Annotated in this window: 18 protein-coding genes; 8 read left to right on the top strand and 10 right to left on the bottom strand. The window is 61.1% G+C overall.

Annotation, left to right across the window (positions count from 1 at the left end; translation table 11 throughout):
* The first annotated feature begins 101 nt into the window (after window positions 1–101).
* A complete protein-coding gene (gene speB / locus AC1D2R_RS20280) occupies window positions 102–1076 on the top strand; it encodes an agmatinase (RefSeq protein ID WP_477969794.1) in 975 nt (324 codons plus the stop codon).
* 40 nt (window positions 1077–1116) lie between these two features.
* Here the strand turns inward: speB and AC1D2R_RS20275 are convergent, their stop codons facing one another.
* The 4 genes from AC1D2R_RS20275 to hutC form a co-directional block, all read right to left on the bottom strand.
* Window positions 1117–1653, bottom strand: coding sequence for a flavin reductase family protein (locus tag AC1D2R_RS20275; protein ID WP_477969792.1), 537 nt, complete (start codon window positions 1651–1653; stop codon window positions 1117–1119).
* A 16-nt stretch (window positions 1654–1669) separates the two neighbouring features.
* Window positions 1670–3022: an LLM class flavin-dependent oxidoreductase gene (locus AC1D2R_RS20270; RefSeq protein ID WP_477969790.1), complete on the bottom strand. Its 1353-nt coding sequence runs from the start codon at window positions 3020–3022 to the stop codon at window positions 1670–1672.
* A 105-nt stretch (window positions 3023–3127) separates the two neighbouring features.
* Entirely contained in the window at window positions 3128–4057 is a 930-nt protein-coding gene (locus AC1D2R_RS20265) for a LysR family transcriptional regulator (RefSeq protein ID WP_477969788.1), read from the bottom strand.
* Window positions 4054–4797, bottom strand: coding sequence for a histidine utilization repressor (gene hutC / locus AC1D2R_RS20260; protein WP_477969786.1), 744 nt, complete (start codon window positions 4795–4797; stop codon window positions 4054–4056). Before hutC ends, AC1D2R_RS20265 begins: the two co-directional genes overlap by 4 nt.
* Window positions 4798–5035: 238 nt before the next feature.
* Here hutC and AC1D2R_RS20255 point away from each other — a divergent pair, with 238 nt between their 5' ends.
* The 4 genes from AC1D2R_RS20255 to AC1D2R_RS20240 all read left to right on the top strand — a co-directional run bounded on the left by AC1D2R_RS20255 (window position 5036) and on the right by AC1D2R_RS20240 (window position 8039).
* Complete coding sequence (locus AC1D2R_RS20255; protein ID WP_477969784.1) at window positions 5036–5863, top strand: transporter substrate-binding domain-containing protein; 828 nt, start codon at window positions 5036–5038, stop codon at window positions 5861–5863.
* 81 nt (window positions 5864–5944) lie between these two features.
* A complete protein-coding gene (locus tag AC1D2R_RS20250) occupies window positions 5945–6586 on the top strand; it encodes an amino acid ABC transporter permease (RefSeq protein WP_477969782.1) in 642 nt (213 codons plus the stop codon).
* Entirely contained in the window at window positions 6583–7251 is a 669-nt protein-coding gene (locus AC1D2R_RS20245; protein WP_477969780.1) for an amino acid ABC transporter permease, read from the top strand. Before AC1D2R_RS20250 ends, AC1D2R_RS20245 begins: the two co-directional genes overlap by 4 nt.
* Window positions 7248–8039 carry an amino acid ABC transporter ATP-binding protein gene (locus tag AC1D2R_RS20240; RefSeq protein ID WP_477969778.1) on the top strand — a complete coding sequence of 264 codons (792 nt, stop codon included), beginning with the start codon at window positions 7248–7250 and terminating at the stop codon, window positions 8037–8039. Before AC1D2R_RS20245 ends, AC1D2R_RS20240 begins: the two co-directional genes overlap by 4 nt.
* Before the next feature lie 121 nt (window positions 8040–8160).
* Here AC1D2R_RS20240 and AC1D2R_RS20235 read toward each other — a convergent pair whose 3' ends face one another.
* The 6 genes from AC1D2R_RS20235 to AC1D2R_RS20210 are packed head-to-tail and all read right to left on the bottom strand — an operon-like array spanning window position 8161 to window position 14936.
* On the bottom strand, window positions 8161–9462 hold the full coding sequence (locus AC1D2R_RS20235; RefSeq protein ID WP_477970028.1) for an MFS transporter: 1302 nt from the start codon (window positions 9460–9462) through the stop codon (window positions 8161–8163).
* Window positions 9459–10895 carry a M81 family metallopeptidase gene (locus AC1D2R_RS20230; protein WP_477969776.1) on the bottom strand — a complete coding sequence of 479 codons (1437 nt, stop codon included), beginning with the start codon at window positions 10893–10895 and terminating at the stop codon, window positions 9459–9461. The genes AC1D2R_RS20235 and AC1D2R_RS20230 overlap by 4 nt, the downstream gene beginning before the upstream one ends.
* Window positions 10896–10905: 10 nt before the next feature.
* Window positions 10906–12825 (bottom strand): beta-N-acetylhexosaminidase, encoded by a 1920-nt coding sequence (locus AC1D2R_RS20225; RefSeq protein WP_477969774.1) that lies wholly within the window; start codon window positions 12823–12825, stop codon window positions 10906–10908.
* Between the two features lie 26 nt (window positions 12826–12851).
* On the bottom strand, window positions 12852–13628 hold the full coding sequence (locus AC1D2R_RS20220) for an SDR family oxidoreductase (protein ID WP_477969772.1): 777 nt from the start codon (window positions 13626–13628) through the stop codon (window positions 12852–12854).
* Window positions 13629–13655: 27 nt separating this feature from the next.
* Window positions 13656–14519: a MurR/RpiR family transcriptional regulator gene (locus AC1D2R_RS20215; protein ID WP_477969770.1), complete on the bottom strand. Its 864-nt coding sequence runs from the start codon at window positions 14517–14519 to the stop codon at window positions 13656–13658.
* A 27-nt stretch (window positions 14520–14546) separates the two neighbouring features.
* The gene (locus tag AC1D2R_RS20210; RefSeq protein WP_477969768.1) at window positions 14547–14936 is read right to left on the bottom strand and encodes a RidA family protein; all 390 of its coding nucleotides are present in this window, start codon (window positions 14934–14936) and stop codon (window positions 14547–14549) included.
* A gap of 110 nt (window positions 14937–15046) precedes the next feature.
* On the opposite strand from AC1D2R_RS20210, the gene AC1D2R_RS20205 reads away from it, so the two are divergent.
* The 3 genes from AC1D2R_RS20205 to AC1D2R_RS20195 are packed head-to-tail and all read left to right on the top strand — an operon-like array spanning window position 15047 to window position 18130.
* Complete coding sequence (locus tag AC1D2R_RS20205; protein WP_477969766.1) at window positions 15047–15532, top strand: hypothetical protein; 486 nt, start codon at window positions 15047–15049, stop codon at window positions 15530–15532.
* A gap of 20 nt (window positions 15533–15552) precedes the next feature.
* Complete coding sequence (locus AC1D2R_RS20200) at window positions 15553–17028, top strand: M81 family metallopeptidase (protein ID WP_477969764.1); 1476 nt, start codon at window positions 15553–15555, stop codon at window positions 17026–17028.
* 1 nt (window position 17029) lies between these two features.
* Window positions 17030–18130 (top strand): D-TA family PLP-dependent enzyme, encoded by a 1101-nt coding sequence (locus AC1D2R_RS20195; protein ID WP_477969762.1) that lies wholly within the window; start codon window positions 17030–17032, stop codon window positions 18128–18130.
* The last annotated feature ends 353 nt before the right edge of the window (window positions 18131–18483 follow it).

The following is an 18483-nucleotide window of genomic DNA, read 5'->3' as shown; positions in this document are numbered from 1 at the left end:
GCCGGCCAGCGCTGTACGGGAATTGTAGAGATTGGACTTGCGCAACGGGTAGCGGCGATCCAATTTCGAAAGCGACCAAACAGCCCCGACAGGACAGAGCAATGAACGAGACTTTCCACCAGCCGATCGACGCCGCCGACGTCCCGCGCTTTGCCGGGCACGCGACCTTCATGCGGCTGCCGGTCGCCAGAACCGCCGAAGGACTGGATATCGCGCTGGTGGGAATTCCGTGGGACGGCGGAACGACGAACAGGGCGGGGGCGCGGCACGGCCCACGCGAGGTGCGCAGCCAGTCCAGCCTGATGCGCCGGGTTCATCACGTCACCGGCACCGAGCCGTTCAGCATTGCAAACATTGCCGATGTCGGCGATCTGCCGGTCAACCCGATCAACCTTGTCGATGGCCTGAACCGTATCGAAAGCGGCATGGCAGTGATCATTGCAGCGGGCGCCATTCCGCTTTCGGTCGGCGGCGACCACCTGACGACGCTTCCGGTTCTGCGCGCCATCGCAAGGGAGCGGCCTGTCGGGCTCATCCATTTCGATGCCCATTCCGACACCAACGACCGGTATTTCGGCGACAATCCGTACACCCACGGGACGCCGTTCCGCCGCGCCATCGAAGAGGGCCTCCTTGATCCGAAACGGATCGTGCAAATCGGAATTCGTGGTTCGGTCTACGAGCCCGATGAACATGCCTGGGCAAGGCAGCAAGGCGTGCGCATCATCTACATGGAGGAATTTGTCGACCGCGGCGTCAAAGCCGTCATGCAGGAGGCCAGGGAAATCGCCGGCAATCAGCCGACCTATGTCACCTTCGACATCGACAGCATCGATCCGTCCATGGCGCCGGGAACTGGCACGCCCGAGGCCGGCGGCTTCACCACCCGCGAGGCACAGCAGATGATCAGGCTGCTGGAGGGCGTGAACATCGTCGGCGCTGACGTCGTTGAAGTCTCCCCACCCTTCGACCTGGCTGGAATGACTGCTCTGGCCGGGGCAACGATGATGTTCGAGCTTCTATGCGTCCTCGCCAGGCAGGTCGATGATCGCCGCCAGTCAATCGCCTCTGGCTGATGGCTGTCGATCGGAGACGATCGGGACTTGGCCGCAGGCGTCAAGCCGGGGAATTCACCACCGCGTCGTCCGAGAGGCGACGATAGCCGCCGCGCCAGTAAAGCAGCGGCTCGACGTCCTCGCGGGTATCGATCGCGCAGATGCGCCCGATCAAAACGGCATGCGAATGGTGGTTGAAGACCGTCTCGAGCTCACAGTCGAGAACCGTCAGCGCATCCTTGAGCGCAGCCGACCCGGTCGCCAGGCAGTACCATTGCGCGTCGGCGTACCGCGCAGCGCCCTTCCGCCCGCCGAAACCCGCAAAGGACTGCGCCACGTGCTGTTGATCGGCGGCAAGCACATTGACGCAAAAGCGGCGGTATTTTTCAACGACGGGCCAGGAGGAAGACGTCCGGTTGACGCTGACAATCACCGAGGGGACGTCGGCCGAGAGCGACGACACCGACGTTGCGGTAAAACCCGTGCGTTCCTCGCGCTCGCCAACCGTAATGACGCTGACCGCACCAGCCAACTGGCGCATGGAGAGCTTGAATGCAGACTGATCGACGGCCATCCTGCCCATCATCACCGTGTCCATCTTTGCGTCTCCATGTTCACGCCGTGACGGGGTCTTTGGCAAAACGATTGGCCGGCATCGAAATCCCCAGGTTCTCCCGAAGCGTTGTGCCTTCGTATTCCTCGCGGAAAAGCCCGCGGCGGCGCAGTTCCGGTAGCACCAGCCTGACGAAATCGTCAAGGCTTGAGGGAAGCGTCGGGAACATCAGTATGAAGCCGTCTGCTGCGCGCGTTTCGAACCATTCTTCCATGAAATCCGCGATCTGGGCCGGCGTGCCGGTGATGCCATTGCCGGTGTGCTTCTCGGCATAGTGGCGAACGAGCTCACCGACCGTGCGCCCGCTTCTGACGAAGTCGACGAGTTCGTCGAACAGCGCGCGCGAGCCCTTCGGCGCTTCCGGCAGCCGGTCCATTGGAAACGGTTTGTCCAGCGGCACGCCACGCAGATCCGCTTCCAGAAATTCCGAGAGCATGAGCCTTCCAACCTCGGGGTGCATCTTGTCGATCAGATAGTCGACCTTCGCTTTTGCCTCGGCTTCCGTCTCGCCGACGTTCAGCACGACGCCCGGCATGATTTTCAGATCGTCCCGATTGCGCCCATAGGCCGGCATGCGAGACTTGACGTTCTCGTAGAAGGCACGGTTTCGGTCGATATTGGAGGCAAGGCTGAAGACGATCTCGGCCGTGCGCGCCGCCATGTCCATGCCAGGTTCCGAACCGCCTGCCTGGGCGATGATCGGCCGACCCTGCGGCGTGCGGGCGATGTTGAGCGGCCCGCGAACCTGGAAGTGCTTGCCCTTGTGATTGAGCGTGTGATGCTTCGACTTGTCGTAGTAGACGCCGCTTTCCCGGTCGAGAAGCAGTGCGCCTTCTTCGAAACTGTCCCAGAGACCGAATACGACATCGACGAATTCGTTGCCGCGCTCGTAGCGCAGCGCGTGCGGATCCAGTCCTTCGCGATTGAAGTTATAGCCGGTCTCGTCGTGATCTGATGTCACGACATTCCAGCAGGCGCGACCGCCGCTCAGATGATCGATGGAGGCGAAGAGGCGGGCGACATTGAACGGCTCGTAGTAACTTGTCGAAACGGTGGCGACGAGCCCGAGCCTCTCGGTGGTCACCGACAGAGCCGAGAGAAGCGACAGCGGCTCAAAGCGGTTCATCTTTGTCGGGATGCGAGAGAGCGCGTCGGGATCACCGACCGCCGCAGCCGGGGAGTCGGCCATGAACATGAAGTCGAGTTTGGCAGCCTCGGAGCGCTTCGCGACATCGAGGAGATGGGCGAAATCGTTGGCGCCATGGACATTGCTGGCGGGATGCAGCCAGGAGGCGGGATGAAAGCCGAACGTGTAGACAAACGTACCCAGTTTCATCTTGTCGGTCCGTGCCATGTCGCTCTCCCGCAGGCTGATCGTTTCGGATCGCGCAAATTAGCGCCATGCGATTTTTTTCATCAATATCGCTGAGCTGACTTCCGTTTTAGTTTTTCTAAAGGATCATGGCGCGGAGAGCTGCGCCTGCTGCCTTGAAATTGCGATGACCCAGTCGCGAAATTCCCGCCCGTAGGGCTTTTGAAGCGCTGACCGGTCCCAGGCGAGGAAATAGCTCTCCTGTAGCGCAATCCGGATATCGACCGGGATGACCAATGTCTGCGCTTCAAGTTCGTCGGCAATCATCGACATTTGCGCAAGCACGATGCCGCGCTTGTTGACGGCCGCATCAATGGCGCTGCTCGACAGTGTGAAGGAAAGCCCGGGTGATGCCTCCTTCAGCTGAACGCCGACCTTTGCGGCAAACTCCGCCCAGCTGGGGTATGGGGTGAAATGCCTTTCCCATTCGACGTGCAGGAGGGGATAATGAAACAGTCCCGCGGGCGCGAGCGTGCGGCCTTCGACCAGCGCCGGCGAGCAGGCAGGCACGACCCAATCGCGAAAGAGTTCCGCGTAGTGGTCGTGTTGCAGGACGTCGGATCCGTAGCTGACGCGAAAATCGACCTCGTCGAACCCCATGCGCGGCTCCCTGTCTCGTCCTGTCACCCTGACGTGAGCATCAGGATGAAGCGCCTGCCAGTCGAAGATGCGCCGACCGATCCACTTGTTGACGACGGAAGACAAGGCGCTCAACACCAGCGCATTTTCGTTGCGTGCGCGCTCCAGGACCTGCTCGGCGATGGTAAACTGCTCGAAGCCCTTCGAGATTTCCCTGTGATAGAGCCGTCCCCACACCGTCAGCTCTGCCGTGCGGCCGCTGCGCTCCAGAAGGGTGACGCCGAGAAAGCTCTCGATCTTGCGTATCTGCTGGCTGATCGCGCCCGGCGACACGTTGAGCTCCATGGCTGCGGCCGTCACGCTGCCACAGCGACCGACCGCCTCGAAGGCCTGGAGGGACTTGAGCGGAAGGGGCCTGGCGTGTTGCTGGTCGGTCAATCGGTGCCTCGTTGAGGTTGGCGGAGCGATGCGCGCTTGTCCGCCGGATGAAACACACCGGCAAACTGAAAGCGGTCACCAGGATGGGTGATCTCAACATAGGTCACCATGCGCTCGTTCTGCCATGTCTGGCGAATGAGATTGAGGCAGGGTTCGCCGCGCTCGATCTGCAGGATGCGCGCGGTTGCAGCATCGGCCGAGACTGCGCGGATGATGTGCCTGGCCTCCGACCACGGCACCTGCGACAGAAGCCACTTTGCCGGCGGCACCTCTGCAAAACTCTCGTGCCTCGCGAGCGGTACGGTATCCAAAAGGATAATGCGGCGTTCGATCGCCGTCGGCGTGCCGTCGACGATGTGGAGACACTGAAGCCTCAGCACGTCTTCGCCCTCGCGACTGCGCAATTTCGCTGCCTCCGCCGGGCCCAGCCTGTCGATCTTGCGTCGAAGGATTTCGTAGCGATGCTCGTAACCCGCCAGAACCGCCTCGGTGCTGATGTCCTGGATATCCATGACCATGCGATCGATTTGGGGACTGGCAACGAACGAACCGGTTTTTCGCCGCCGCACGATCAGGCCGCGCTCCACCAGAGTAGACAGCGCCTTGCTCACCGTCATGCGGGAGCATCCATATTGCTCTACAAGATCGTGCTCTATCGGAATACGGTCGCCGGGCCGCCAGTCGCCGCTCAGGATCTTCATCTCGATATCTTTGAAAATTCTCTGATGAATTGCCACCAAGACGCCACCTCTTCCAGCGACACAAAATACCCTGATCGCACGCAGCATGACCATGTTGCGTGCTCCCAACATTTGTCGTCCGGCACAAAATTTGCGTCTTTCGACTTTGGCGTTGACACCTTAGGCTAGCCTATATCTATTTGTATAGTCAAAAGCGGACCACAGAAGTCCGTTCAACGGGACTAAGAAATCGGGAACTCGAACTCCTCCGCCGGGGAGTGAAAAACTGGAGATGATCATGATTGCAAATTCACTGCTTAAGGGCCTCGTCGGTGCTGCATTCCTATTCGGGGCGACGCTGTCAGCACAGGCGGCCGACACGCTCGCCGCTGTCAAGACGGCCGGTACGCTGAAGGTCGGCACCGAGACGGCCTTTGCGCCGTTCGACTTTATCGACGCCGGCGAACACGCCGGTTTGAACGTCGATCTCTTCGCCGAGATCGGCAAGGAACTCGGCGTCAAGATCGAGTGGGTGGCGCTCCCCTGGGACGGCGTCTTTCCTGCGCTCGAAGCGGGCAAGTTCGATGTCGTTGCGGGACCGGCAACAATCACCAAAAAGCGCATGGAGCGCTATCGCTTTACCCCCCCGATCGCTGAAGCGACGATTGCCGTCCTGAAGAAGGCTGGCGACACGTCGATCAGCAAGCCTGCAGACATTGCCGGCAAGAAGATCGGCGTCGGCAAGGCCACGTCCCAGCTCGACCAGCTCAAGGAATTCTCCGAAACGCTGCCGTCCAAGGTCGATATCCGCGAGTATCCCGCTTTCACTGAATCCTACGCCGATCTGGCAGCAGGCCGTATCGCCGGCGTTGCGAACTCGCTGCCCAACATCGCATTCGTCGCCAAGCAGCGCGAAGGCACCTTCGAGGTCGTCCTCCCGCCCTTCGGCAAGAAGTCCTATTTCGGCTTCATCGGCCTGAAGGATGCCGATCATGCTCCGCTGATGGACGCAATCGATGCGGCACTGCTGAAGATCAAGGCTGACGGGCGCATGGCCGAGCTCCAGAAGAAGTGGTTCGGTGCATCCTTCGAGACCCCGGATGCTGTCAAGGATCCGGCATTCTAATCAGTCCGGATCGATAATCGATCGCGCTCGGGACATCCCGGCGCGATCAGATCTCAGACGGCCAGGCGGAACAAGCCGGACATGTCCATCAAGCTATTCGAATTGCTGTTGCAAGCGTCGATCTACACCGTAACGATCAGTGTCGTGTCGATCCTGATCGGCTTTGCGATCGCGATCCTTCTCTCAGGCATGCTTCTCTCGAAGAAGAGGATCCTTGTCCTGCCTGCCCAGATTTTCATCAGCTTCTTCCGCGGCGTGCCTCTGCTGGTGCAGTTGCTGCTCATCTACAACATGCTTCCGGCCATCGGGTTGAACGTGCCGAGCACCGTGGCGGCCATTGTCGGCCTATCGCTCTGCACCGCAGCCTATCAGGCAGAAAACCTGCGTGGAGGCTTTGCCAGCGTCCCGGTCGGGCTGATTGAATCGGCAGAAATGGTCGGCCTGACGCCCAGCCAGATCTTTCGCCGCATCAAGGCGCCGATTGCCCTCAGGCTGACGTTTCCCGCGCTTGTCAACGAGGCAATCCTCATCCTCAAGGCATCCTCGCTTGTTTCCGTCGTCGGTATCGTCGAATTGACCCGGATGGCGCAGGACCTGGCGGGCAGCACGTTCCTGCCGCTTGAGATCTTTGCGTGCGCTGGTCTGATCTATCTCGCGATCAACTGGATCGTGGCGCTCGCCGGCGGCATGATCGAGCGCTCCCTTCCGGGAGTTCCCAGATGAGCTTCGACATCAACGTCATTTTCGATGCATGGCCGGCCATCGCCAGCGGTGCCGCCGTGACGATCTTCATCTGGATCGTCGGCACGATCGCCGCCGCCGTACTCGGCTTCTTCGTTGCGGTCGGCAGACGATTTGGCGGCGTGCTACTGGACAATCTGCTCGGTTTCGTCGTCGCCATTCTGCGCGGAACGCCGTTCCTGATCCAGGTATTTCTGGTCTACTACGGCGGTCCGTTCATCGGCCTGTCCCTCGACCCGCTACCGGCCGGTCTCCTCGGCATCTCGATCTACGGTGCAGCCTACTACAGCGAGATCTTCCGCTCCGGCTTCCTCGCCGTCCCCAAGGGACATATCGAGGCCGGCGAATGTGTTGGCCTTACGCAAGGTCAGATCATCCGCCGCATTCTGCTTCCTGAGATGACCATGCTGGTCCTGCCGCCATCACTCAATATGGCCGTCCTTTTGATGAAGGAGACGGCGGTCCTGTCAATCATCACCGTACCCGAGCTGACAGCAACGCTGAGCGCGATTGGTGCCCAGCAATATGCCTTTGTCGAAGCACTGTCGGTGCTCGCGTTGTTTTATTGGGTGCTCGTCGAAATCACCGGCCGGCTTGGCCATCTCGTCGAAACGAAACTCACCAGATTCAGGTTTTTCAACGCATGAACCTCCCCGCGATCGCAGTCAGAAATCTCGTCAAGAAGTTCGGGGACTCAACAGTCCTGCACGGCATCGACCTGGAGATTCCGCAGGGACAGGTTTCGTGCCTGATAGGCCCGTCTGGTTCCGGCAAAAGCACGCTTCTGCGCTGCATGGCTTTTCTGGAGGAGGCGACATCCGGCACCATTACGGTCAACGGGGAAGTGCTTGGTTTCACCGAGAACGCCCAAGGGGTGCGTGAGCGCATATCGCCGACGGCCAACCGCGCGATCCGCGCCCAGATCGGCATGGTGTTCCAGCAATTCAATCTCTGGCCACACATGACGGCGCTGGGCAACGTCGCAGAGGCGCTTAAGACAGTCCACAAGATGAGCCGCAGGGACGCCGAGGAGCGCGCCATGGCGCAGCTCATCAAGGTAGGGCTGGAAAGCCGCGCGGGGCACTACCCTTCACAGCTGTCGGGCGGCCAGCAGCAGCGCGTCGCCATCGCTCGCGCACTAGCGCTGAAGCCGAAGATCATGCTGTTCGACGAGCCGACATCCTCGCTCGACCCGGAACTGACCGGCGAAGTGCTGAACGTCATGCGCGATCTCGCCGCCGAGGGCATGACGATGGTGGTCGTGTCCCATGAGATTGGCTTTGCTGCGACGGTCGGCCAGCAGATCACTTTCCTCGATCACGGCAAGGTGCTCTTCACCGGTGCGCCCCAGGACGTATTCAGGAAACCGCGAAACCCACGCCTCGAGCAATTCCTCGACACCTATCTCGATCGCGGCGCCTCGATGCTGCTGTAGACGTGGAATAACCGGGCGCTCCGTCCGTTCTCGGGCGATTTACCGAAAATGTCCTCACTGACCTATCGTTTATAGTTCGACAGCCTGGACGCAGTCGAAACGTATCGAAGAAAAAACGCCTTCAGCGGCGCTTGCCCCGTTCAAAAAACAGCAACAGGCCGAGGCCGAACATTCCGGCGACCGCGCCGATGACCGCTGTTCCGGAGTAGCTGCTGATGCCGGTGCCGATCGCAAACAACAGGGCGCTCAGTCCGGCGCTGAGAAAAATGTTCACCGAAATCAGGGCGCTGCCGAGGCCGGGGCGTTCGGAAATCAGATCCTGCAGATAGGTGATCGGAATGCTTATCAGGGCAGCAGCGCCGATGCCGCTTACCAACGTCAGCGCGTAGACATGCCAGGGCGCCGAAGCCAAGCCGAGCAGGAGGAGATAGCTGACGTAGATGATAGTGCCGATCGCAAGTGCCGTCACGTGGCTCATCAGCCGCTGCGCGCGGCCCCAGACGACGATGAAAACGACTTCGAGGAAGGCGACAATGCCGACGAGAACACCGATGTCGGCAACGGTCCCGTGGGCGGCGCCGGTGACGATCAGCGGCAGAATGGCGCCATTGACATGCAGTGTGCTGCTGATCAGCGCCACCGCGATCACCCTTGCGAAGACAGGCGGCGAAACGACTTCTCCAAGAGCGGCCAGATAGGACAGGTGGCGGGTCGCGGCCTTGTCCGTGCCGCTCTGGCGCGGCAGGAAGACGGCGATCAAGGCAAGGCAGACGACGCACGCAAGGCCCGCGAAGAGATAGGCGGGGAGCATGCTCGACGATCGCGACAGAAGTGCGCCGGTGATGCCGGGCACGAGCACCCAGGACAGCGAGATCATGGCCCGAACGCCTGAATTTACCGTCGCGACATCATCGCGCGGCATGCCGTGGGTCGTCGCGCGCACGTTGGCGAAAAGCAGCGAATTCATGGAGCCGTAGATCGGCAACAACAAAAGCGCGCTGACGACGAACGTCACCTGCGTCGGGATCACATAGATTGCGCCATAGCCGAGAATGCCGAAGAAAGCGACAGAGACCATCATGGTGCGGTACTCGCCGAGCCGGTCGGCGAGGTTGCCAAGCAGGATGCTGACGATGACGTTGACGGCGGCGGCAGAGAAGATCAGCGCGGAGTAGAGCCCATTGCTCAGGCCAAGCTCGCGAATGCCCACAACGGATTGATAGGGCGAGGTTGCGGCGCCCGCAAAGCCGAAGGCAAAGATCGCAAGCATGCTCACCCGGATCGTCGGGTTGCGGAAAACATCGGGAAAGAGACGGGTCATGATGGGTATCGGGGGGGCTCGCAAATCACCCGTCGCTGCGGGTGACTGCGCCTTAGCAGGTTCGGCGGGGAGCCGAAACCTGCCAAAGCAAGATGATGTCAGTCCTGCCAGCGCGCCGAAAAGCGCGCTTGCGGTTGGTAATCGAAATCACGATCGAAGGGGAAAACCGGCCGTGCCCTGCGCTTGCTGACCAAGCCCTCGATATCCTGGTTCACCACGCCCTGCGTCAGCGCCATGAGGTTCGGGTTGGCGATCGGCGCCAGCTCCGGCGAAAGATAGCCCGATTTCACGACGAGCAGACGCACTGCCTTGGGGTCGAGCCCGAGGCGGGTGAAATCCGCGATGTTGTGATAGGGCCGGCGCCGGGCGGCAAGGACGACTGTGATGCCGCCGAGCTTGACGACCGCCTGACGTTCCGCTGCGGGGCCGGGATCGTCGAGAATAACCACCTCGGCGTCAACCTTTGCAGGCGTGCTCGCCAGATCGAGGCTGCCGCCGATCGTCAGCGCGACCTTCGCACCCTTGCCGGCGGCAAAGCAGGTCTCCACGGCCGGCCGGTCGGTAATGCCGGCAATCAGCGCGCCGTCGAAGCGGCGGCCGATCAGCGCGTTCAGGACATCCGCCCGATCGCCGACGCCACCGCCGGTCGGGTTATCAGCCGAGTCAGCGAGGATGACAGGCGTGGTCTCGGCCTTCTCGGCGATCTCAAGCATATCTTCGAGCGGTCCGGTGACCGGACCGAAGACACACTCTTCGCGCACTTTCCAATAGGAGAGCGCGATCTCTTCCGCAGCCTTGACGGCCGCCGCCTTGTTGGAGGCCGTCACGACAGCACAGGCCGTTGCACGCGGCTCGTCTGCCCAGACATAGCCGATCATGAGATTGGCATCGAGAATTCCGTCGCGACGATCGACCTCGGGCAGGACGTCGTAAAGGCCCTTCGTCGGCTCGTCCTCCGTGGAGGTGCGCTCGCCTGGCCACAGAACCGGCACCGGCGCCCACGCCACACCCGGACGCTCGCCGCTCTTCAAGGCATCGACGAGCATCGACCAGGCGCGGACCATCGTTTCACGCACATCGATATGCGGCGCCGTGCGATAGGCTGCGAAGATATCGAGCTGATCGATGATCTTCTGGCTGACATTGCCGTGCAGGTCGTAGCTTGCGGCCACGACGCACTTTGAACCGACGACTTCGCGGGCCGCCGAAATCCAGTCGCCTTCCGCGTCCTCCATTCCCTCGACATTCACTGCGCCATGCATGGCGAGATAAAGCCCGTCGAGCGGCAAAGCCGCTTTCAGGAGATCGAGAAACTCGGTCTTGAACGCCTCGTAGGCGACGCGCGAGACCGGGCCGCCAGGAACGGCCCGGGCATGGAGAAGCGGAAGGTGTTCGACACCCTGCGCCTTGAGGAAGTTGAAATACTCAGCGCCGAGAAGATCCGCTCCGCGCAGGACCCGGAAATCCTCGACTGCCATCAGCACCGGAGAATAGGTGCTGCATTCCGTATGAATTCCACCCACTGCAATCCGCATGGTCATTCTCCTACAGCTTCGGGCTCAACGGCACGATGGCGGCAAAGCGATCCCAGTCCTTCTGTGCCTTCGGCGTCCATGCAGCTTCAGCGATGGCCGGAAGGCGCGGGAAGACGAGACGGTTGAAGTAGCCGCGCGACAGGAAGTGCTCCGACCAGATGCACGCCTGCACGCCCTTCATCTTGTCCTTCAGCTCTTCCGGAAAGTCTCCTTCGGCCTCATAGCCGTAGGTGTGCGCCGGTGGCACCGTGCCGGCCCAGCTTGCGCCCGGCTCCTGAAACTCTTCGGCCTGTACCATGTCGAGATAGTAAGCCTGGCCCGGGGTCATGACGACCTCGTAGCCTTCCCTCGCGAGATCGATGCCGACCTGCGGATTTTCCCAGGCCATCAGCAGCGTATCCTTGGCCGCAACGCCGCCGCCATGGGCGACCTCGTTCCAGCCGGCAAGCTTGCGGCCGCGCGCCGTCAGCATGTCCTTGATGCGCTTCAGGAAGTAGGACTGCAGGGCAAACGTTCCCGATATGCCTTCCTGCTCCATCAACGTCTTTGCCATCGGCGAGGCAAGCCAGGAACCGTTGGCGACTTCGTCGCCCCCGATATGGAGGTAGGATGAGGGGAAGAGCTCGACCATCTCGTCGAATACCTTTTCCAGGAATTCGTAGGTCAGCGGAATGGCCGGATTCAGCGCATTGTTGGGATAACCCTGCACAGAGTGATAGCTCTCCGGCGCCTCCTGGCCGTCGGTGAGGTCCGGGAGCGCGGTCAGCGTTGCAGAATTGTGGCCGGGGATATCGACCTCGGGAACAACCTCGACGCTCAGGGAACTCGCGTGGGCGACGATCTCGCGGACGTCGTCCTGCGAGTAGAAACCGCCGACAGGCTCGGCGCCGTTACCGAGTTGCGGCAGCAGCGGTCCGTCGGGGCCACGCACCACGCCCGTGGTCGTCAGCTGTGGATAGGCCTTGATCTCGAGGCGCCAAGCCTCGTCGTCGGTCAGGTGCCAATGGAAGATGTTGAGCTTGAACCAGGCCAGGATGTCGATCAGCCGCTTGATGTCGGTGGCCGGATAGAACTGGCGCGACACGTCGAGATGGCAGCCGCGCCAGCTGTAGCGCGGCTTGTCCGCGATCGTGCCCGAAACAGGAAAGCGGAATTTGCCGGGCTGGCTTCGCGCTCCTTCGAGCAACTGTGCCAGAGAGGTCAGACCATACTGCCGGCCGGCCGCATCGCCGTAAGAGAGCGTAATCTCATCAGCCGAGAAGCCCAGCTTGTAGCCCTCACCATCAATCGACGCATCGGCGATGAAACGCAGCGCGCGGCCCTGTGGCGACGGCGACAGATTGAACGGCGCATGAGCGCTTTCGAACAGACGACGGACGAGCGCAAGCACCGTCGAGATCGCGCGAAGTTCGTCCGGAGAAGAACCGTCGGCCGGGTAGAGCACGACCGGGAAACCTTCGCCAGGCCTGGCGTCGATCTCGGCCGGCCACGGCTGCAGCGCGAAGGGCAGGTCAAGCCTGCCCTCCGGCAACAGCACCGGCGGCGGTTCGTTGACACGGCCTTCGAGCAGGAGGTCCGACACTGCGACCGCGACGTGCTTTCCGTCGGCAAGTGTCAAATAGCCAGACTTGGCGCCATCGGTGCAGTGCTTGGCCGGCCGATGCAGGCCGCTGACCGTAAACGTCCAGCTCCCGCCCGGGGCGATCGACAGGCCTGTCGGCGGCGCGAATTCGTGGAAATTCGCGTTGCGGCGCAGGAACGTGGCGTTCTCGCATGCCTTCTTGTCAATCACGCGCGTCAGCGACGTATAGACAAGCTTGAAGCCGGCGAGCGGTGCATCCGACAGGTTGAAAAGGGTGAAGGTGAAGCGACCATGCGGGCCACCCTCCGGTTGCCACGCGCTTTCGAGGCGATAGGAAGCCGTTTCCATAGCTGTTACTCTCTTTATATCTGATGTCAGTAGTCAGAGGATTGGGAGAAGGTACGGGCAAGCTCGGCCTGACCGGCCGTCAGACCGCAGTCGACAGGCAGGCAGACGCCGGTGATCCCTGTAGCCTGCGGGCCGGCAAAGAAGCCGACAGCGTTGGCGACGTCCTTTGGATCGACGACACGCTGCAACGGATACCAGCGACGCGCCTCCTCAAAGACATTCGGGTTTGCGGCCGCACGCGCTTCCCAGGCCTGGGTGCGCACCGTGCCGGGCGCGACCGCATTGGAGCGGACGCCGAACTTGCCGTATTCCACGGCAACCAGCTTGGTGAAATGCAGGAGCCCGGCCTTGGCGGCGCTGTAGGCCGGGTGGCCGAAGACGCTCATGCCGTTGACCGAAGCAATGTTGACGACCGAGCCCTGGGACGCCTTCAGGAGGTCGGCGACGGCCCGGAAGCAGAGAAACGGAGCTTCCAGGTTCAGCGCATTGTCGGCACGCCAGTCCTCCGGCGTGGTAGCCTGCAGGCTGACGGCGCGAGCCGCACCGGCATTGTTGACGAGCGTTTTGACGGTCCCGAGGGCGGCTGCGCGTTTGGCCATTTCGGCAACGCTCTGCGCATTCGTCACGTCGCAGCTCATCGCAACGAAACGCTCGGCGGGGCCGAGCCCGCGGGCAGCCTTCTCGGCGGCCGCCATGTCGATATCGACAAGCAGTATGACATCGTGATCGTCCGCAAGCCGGCTCGCAATGGCCCGACCTATGTCGCCCGCAGCGCCGGTTACGATCGCTACCGTTTGTGTCATTCTACGTCCTTTCCTGGCATGAAATTCTTAGTCCCCAAGAAGCTGGCGGTCATCGCCATCCCGGTGGGCCACGAGTTGCTGTTTGATACGGCGAAGCGTCACGGCTGCCTGTGGCTGGACATTGTAAGCAACGAGGCTGGCGAGGATATCCACGGCAGCAAGATAGGCGATCCGTGTCGAGGTTGGCCGAAAGATGTTGTTGCCTTCCGCAAGGTCGATTGGCACGACGATGTCAGCAGCATGCGCGACGGGACTGTTTGCCTGTGTGAGGGCTATGGAGGTCACCTTTGTTTCACGCGCAAGCGTGAACGAACGCACAAGTTCGGCATTGCGCCCGGAAAAAGACGAGCCGATCAGCACATCCCCGGGCTTTGCCGCAGCCGTCATCATGAGTTGCATGCTGTGGTCGGAACTCGCCGTCACGCGCAGGCCGAAACGGAAGAGTCGGTTCTGAAGCTCGCTTGCGATCATCGACGAATTGCCGCCGGAGCCGAAGGCATAAATCATGTTAGCCTTGGCCAGATGCTCGGCCGCCAATTCGACGGCACCAAGATCAAGCGAGCGGTGGAGAAGAAAGAGGGCGTTCTGCGCTTTGGTGATGATGTCCTGGGCGACGTCCGCCGGATTTCTGCTTTTGGGCTCCGGCCGGAGATAGCGCATGCCGACATAGGCGGTGCGGGCGAGCTGGACCTTGAAATCCGAAAAGCTCTCACAGCCGACACGCCGACAAAAACGCGTGACCGTAGGCGGCGAGACATCCGCTCTTTCGGCAAGCTCGATGATCGAGGCATTCACGGCGAATTCGAAGTCGTTGAGCAGAATGTCGGCGATACGATTTTCGGATGGCGAAAGCCGGGCCTTCTCTTCCTGCAGTGTCGAGAAAATATCCATGCCCCAGCTCCCCCTCGGCTATCCGTGCTATTTGTCTTTCGCTTTATAGGCGACGCAGTCAATCTCCACCTTGCAATCGACCATCATCGAAGACTGCACGCAGGCACGCGCTGGCGGGTGCTCGCCGAAGTACTGCTGATAAATGCCGTTGAAGGTCCAGAAGTCGCGTGGATCATCGAGCCAGACGCCGCAACGCACGACGTGCTCGACGCCATAGCCGGCCTCCTCGAGGATCGCGAGCACGTTCTGGATCGTCTTGTGAGTCTGGGCAACGATGTTGCCGTCGATAATTTCGCCATTTTCCATGGCAACCTGGCCTGACACATAGAGCCAGCCGTCGGCTTCGACAGCACGCGCGAAAGGCAGAGGCTTACCGCCCGCACCCTTTTGAACCGTGCCATAACGCTTGATGGACATTGACCGATCCTTGCAAATTATTTTCGTGATAAGTTGACAAGTGACCATATAAAGGGGAATTTGACCAGCGAAAAACGTCAATCATGAAAAGAATTTCAATCGGGAACCCCATGCGCGATCCTTTCAAGAACCCTTTCCCTGCTTCCGACTTCGCTCGCCACTCGATCTGGGAGATGCTCGTGCCCCGCGATATCGACGCCTTCCTGGCAGCCGACTGGTCCCTGGTCGAGCACGATTTCGTCGAGGAGGGATTCATCGGCATCGACGGTCGCAAGGAAACGAGCCCAGACAAGTGGCGCCTGGCATTTCCGACATTGTCTGCCTACCGTGACGAATGGGTACGCCAGGCCAAGGATTTCGCCACCCAATCATTCGCCGATGACACGCGCTCGGCTATTTTTACGACCACGACGCTCGAGGACATCGAGATCGAGGGCGATATGGCGCTCGTGCGCAAGAAGTTCGACGGCGGCATTACCAAACCTGATGGCAGCCGCGATATCATGCAGTGGCAGACGCTTTACTATTGCCGCCTGCACGAGGGCCGCTGGAAGATCAGCGGCTTCACCGGCTATCTGCCGAACCCTATGGGCTGATCAACAAAAAGGCCGAAACCTTGCGGATTTTCACGGCGGCACTCGCAACCGAGACCAATACCTTCTCCCCTATCTGCGTCGATCGACGCGCGTTCGAAGCATCTCTCTACGCTCCGCCCGGTCAGCATCCGGATACGCCGACGCTTTGCTCGGCGCCGATCACCGTCGGCCGGCAGGTCTGCGCGGCAAAAGGATGGGAACTGATCGAGGGAACCGCCGCCTGGGCCGATCCTGCCGGGCTCGTCAACAAGGCGACCTATGAAGGGCTGCGCGACGAGGTCCTCGGTCAATTGGCGGCTGCGATGCCGGTCGATGCAGTGGTGCTCGGCCTGCACGGGGCAATGGTGGCCGCAGGCTACGAAGATACCGAGGGCGACATTCTCGCACGCGTACGCGAGATCGTCGGCCCGGATATCCTCGTCTTTGCCGAGCTGGATCCGCACAGTCATCTGACCGCCAAGCGGCTCGCCGCCGCTGATGTCTTCGTCTATTTCAAGGAATTCCCGCACACGGATTTCGTAGACCGGGCCGAAGACCTCTGGCGAATCGCTGTCGATACGATCGAGGGTCGGGTGAAGCCTGTCATGTCCGTCTTCGATTGCCGGATGATCGACGTCTTTCCGACGTCTCGCGACCCGATGCGTTCCTTCGTCGATAAGCTCATGCAGATCGAGCGCGACGATGACGATGTCCTGTCGATTTCGGTTATCCATGGCTTCATGGCCGGCGACGTGCCCGAGATGGGCACCAAGCTTCTGGTGGTGACGAACGACAAGCCCGAAAAGGGTGAGGCGCTTGCGCGTGATCTGGGCCTCGAGCTCTTCTCGAAGCGCGGCACCTTCATCATGCCGCAGATCGACGAGAAAGCGGCCGTGGACGAAGCGCTGGCTGCAACCGCCTGGCCGGTGGTGATCGCGGACATGTGGGACAATCCTGGTGGCGGCACCGCAGGCGATGCGACTGTCCTTCTGGAGGAACTGCTGGCACGCGGCGTCACCAACACCGCGATCGGCACGATCTGGGATCCGATGGCGGTGCAGATATGCATCGCTGCGGGAGAGGGAGCTGAAATTCCCCTGCGCTTCGGCGCCAAGTCCGCACCTGGCACGGGCAATCCGGTCGACGGCCTCGTCAAGATCGTGAAGGTCGTTCTCAACGCCGAGATGCGTTTCGGCGAAAGCTTCGCACCGTTTGGCGATTCCGCTCATATCGTTCTCAACGGAATCGACATCATTTTGAATTCGACCCGCGCGCAGAGCTTCGATCCGAGCCTGTTCTCCGTGATGGGCATCGACCCGATGTCGAAGAAGATCCTCGTCATCAAATCCACCAATCACTTCTACGCATCCTTCTCCAAGATCGCCGCGGAAATCATTTACTGCGCGGCCGGTACACCCTATCCCAACAATCCGGCCAAGACGCCCTATCGTCGCGCACGAAAGGACATCTGGCCGATGATCGCCGATCCACACGGCACCGAGCGGGGAGCAGCCTGACATGCACGAAAATCCGTTTGCCGTCGTCGCCAGCCCGGGGGACAAGGTCTCCGATCTCTCGACACCACGGCCGATCATCGACGAGGATCGCCTGGCCGCGAACATTGCGCGCACACAGGCCTACATGGACCAGCACGGGCTGAATTTCCGCCCTCACATCAAGACGCACAAGATTCCGGCACTTGCCGCCGAACAGGTCGCGGCCGGCGCAAAGGGGATCAATTGCCAGAAGGTCACCGAAGCGGAAGTCTTCGCCGCTGCGGGATTCGAGGACATCCTCATCACCTTCAACATTCTCGGGCCGCAGAAGCTTGCGCGCCTTGCCGCGCTCAACGAGCGCATCTCCGGCTTGAAGGTCGTGGCAGACAGCACCACGACGGTCGACGGGCTGTCTGCCTATTTCGCCAAGCGCAAATCGCTGGCAGTTCTTGTCGAATGCGACACCGGCGGCGGCCGCTGCGGCGTCCAGACACCGGCAGAAGCAACAGCCCTTGCCAGCCGCCTGCACACCGCACAGGGGCTCGCATTTGCCGGCCTCCTGAACTACCCCAAGCCAGGCGCTGCAGCCGAGGTACAGGCGTTTCTCAGTGAGACCATTTCATTGCTCAAGGCTGCGGGAATCGACTGCCCGATCGTCAGCAACGGCGGCAGCCCGAGCCTGTTCGAAGCACACCTTGTGCCTGCGGCAACCGAGCATCGCGCCGGCACCTACATTTACAACGACCGCTCGATGGTGCGGGCCGGTCATTGTAGCGAGGACGAATGCGCCATGCATGTGCTGGCCACTGTGGTGTCGCGGCCGACCGGCGATCGCGCGGTGATCGATGCCGGCTCAAAGGCGCTGACCTCCGATCTCTTGGGCTTTTCCGACTACGGCACGGTGATCGGCTATCCCGATGCTGTCATCACCGGCCTTTCCGAAGAGCATGGCGTGATCGATCTGTCGAAGTGCACCGGCCGCCGGCCGGAGATCGGCGAGAAGATCCGCATCATCCCTAACCACACCTGCGTCGTCTCGAACCTCTTCGACACGATGGTTTTCCATCGCGATGGCATCGTCACAAGGGTCGAGGACATCGCGGCTCGCGGCCTCGTCTGGTAAATCGGTGATGTCACATTGTTTGTGGCTTGGCTATAGCGCGGCGATCTGGATGAGAGGCCGTATTGCCTCACCCAAGAATGTCCCTGAGAATAATGCCGTTGCCTCACTCGAATGTTCTTGAATGCCTCACGTGTTGCTACGCTCGTGTCCCCGCACGTGTTGCAAGGTGACAGAGGTAGCGAAGCCGCTCGCGAGCGCGCCCTCAATAGCGCTGTAGCGAGCGGGCGGCTTCGCGGGCGGCCATCATGTTTTCCGCAGGTTGTCGAAGGGCGACCTGGTGGTAAGAGTCTCACTGCACGACCTCTACTATTTCAGTCTGCGGCGCGGTATCGGCGAATGGACCGAACACCAGC

It is taken from the genome of Rhizobium sp. P1_C7 (assembly GCF_056406295.1).
The sequence above is the reverse complement of the archived record's forward strand: the minus strand, read 5'-3'. Positions and strand labels throughout refer to the sequence as shown.

Coding starts and splice junctions, on each gene's coding strand:
- speB (WP_477969794.1), top strand. CDS start 102: ATGAACGAGACTTTCCACCAGCCGATCGACGCCGCCGACGTCCCGCGC.
- AC1D2R_RS20275 (WP_477969792.1), bottom strand. CDS start 1,653: ATGGACACGGTGATGATGGGCAGGATGGCCGTCGATCAGTCTGCATTC.
- AC1D2R_RS20270 (WP_477969790.1), bottom strand. CDS start 3,022: ATGGCACGGACCGACAAGATGAAACTGGGTACGTTTGTCTACACGTTC.
- AC1D2R_RS20255 (WP_477969784.1), top strand. CDS start 5,036: ATGATTGCAAATTCACTGCTTAAGGGCCTCGTCGGTGCTGCATTCCTA.
- AC1D2R_RS20250 (WP_477969782.1), top strand. CDS start 5,945: ATGTCCATCAAGCTATTCGAATTGCTGTTGCAAGCGTCGATCTACACC.
- AC1D2R_RS20245 (WP_477969780.1), top strand. CDS start 6,583: ATGAGCTTCGACATCAACGTCATTTTCGATGCATGGCCGGCCATCGCC.
- AC1D2R_RS20240 (WP_477969778.1), top strand. CDS start 7,248: ATGAACCTCCCCGCGATCGCAGTCAGAAATCTCGTCAAGAAGTTCGGG.
- AC1D2R_RS20230 (WP_477969776.1), bottom strand. CDS start 10,895: ATGCGGATTGCAGTGGGTGGAATTCATACGGAATGCAGCACCTATTCT.
- AC1D2R_RS20225 (WP_477969774.1), bottom strand. CDS start 12,825: ATGGAAACGGCTTCCTATCGCCTCGAAAGCGCGTGGCAACCGGAGGGT.
- AC1D2R_RS20220 (WP_477969772.1), bottom strand. CDS start 13,628: ATGACACAAACGGTAGCGATCGTAACCGGCGCTGCGGGCGACATAGGT.
- AC1D2R_RS20215 (WP_477969770.1), bottom strand. CDS start 14,519: ATGGATATTTTCTCGACACTGCAGGAAGAGAAGGCCCGGCTTTCGCCA.
- AC1D2R_RS20210 (WP_477969768.1), bottom strand. CDS start 14,936: ATGTCCATCAAGCGTTATGGCACGGTTCAAAAGGGTGCGGGCGGTAAG.
- AC1D2R_RS20205 (WP_477969766.1), top strand. CDS start 15,047: ATGCGCGATCCTTTCAAGAACCCTTTCCCTGCTTCCGACTTCGCTCGC.
- AC1D2R_RS20195 (WP_477969762.1), top strand. CDS start 17,030: ATGCACGAAAATCCGTTTGCCGTCGTCGCCAGCCCGGGGGACAAGGTC.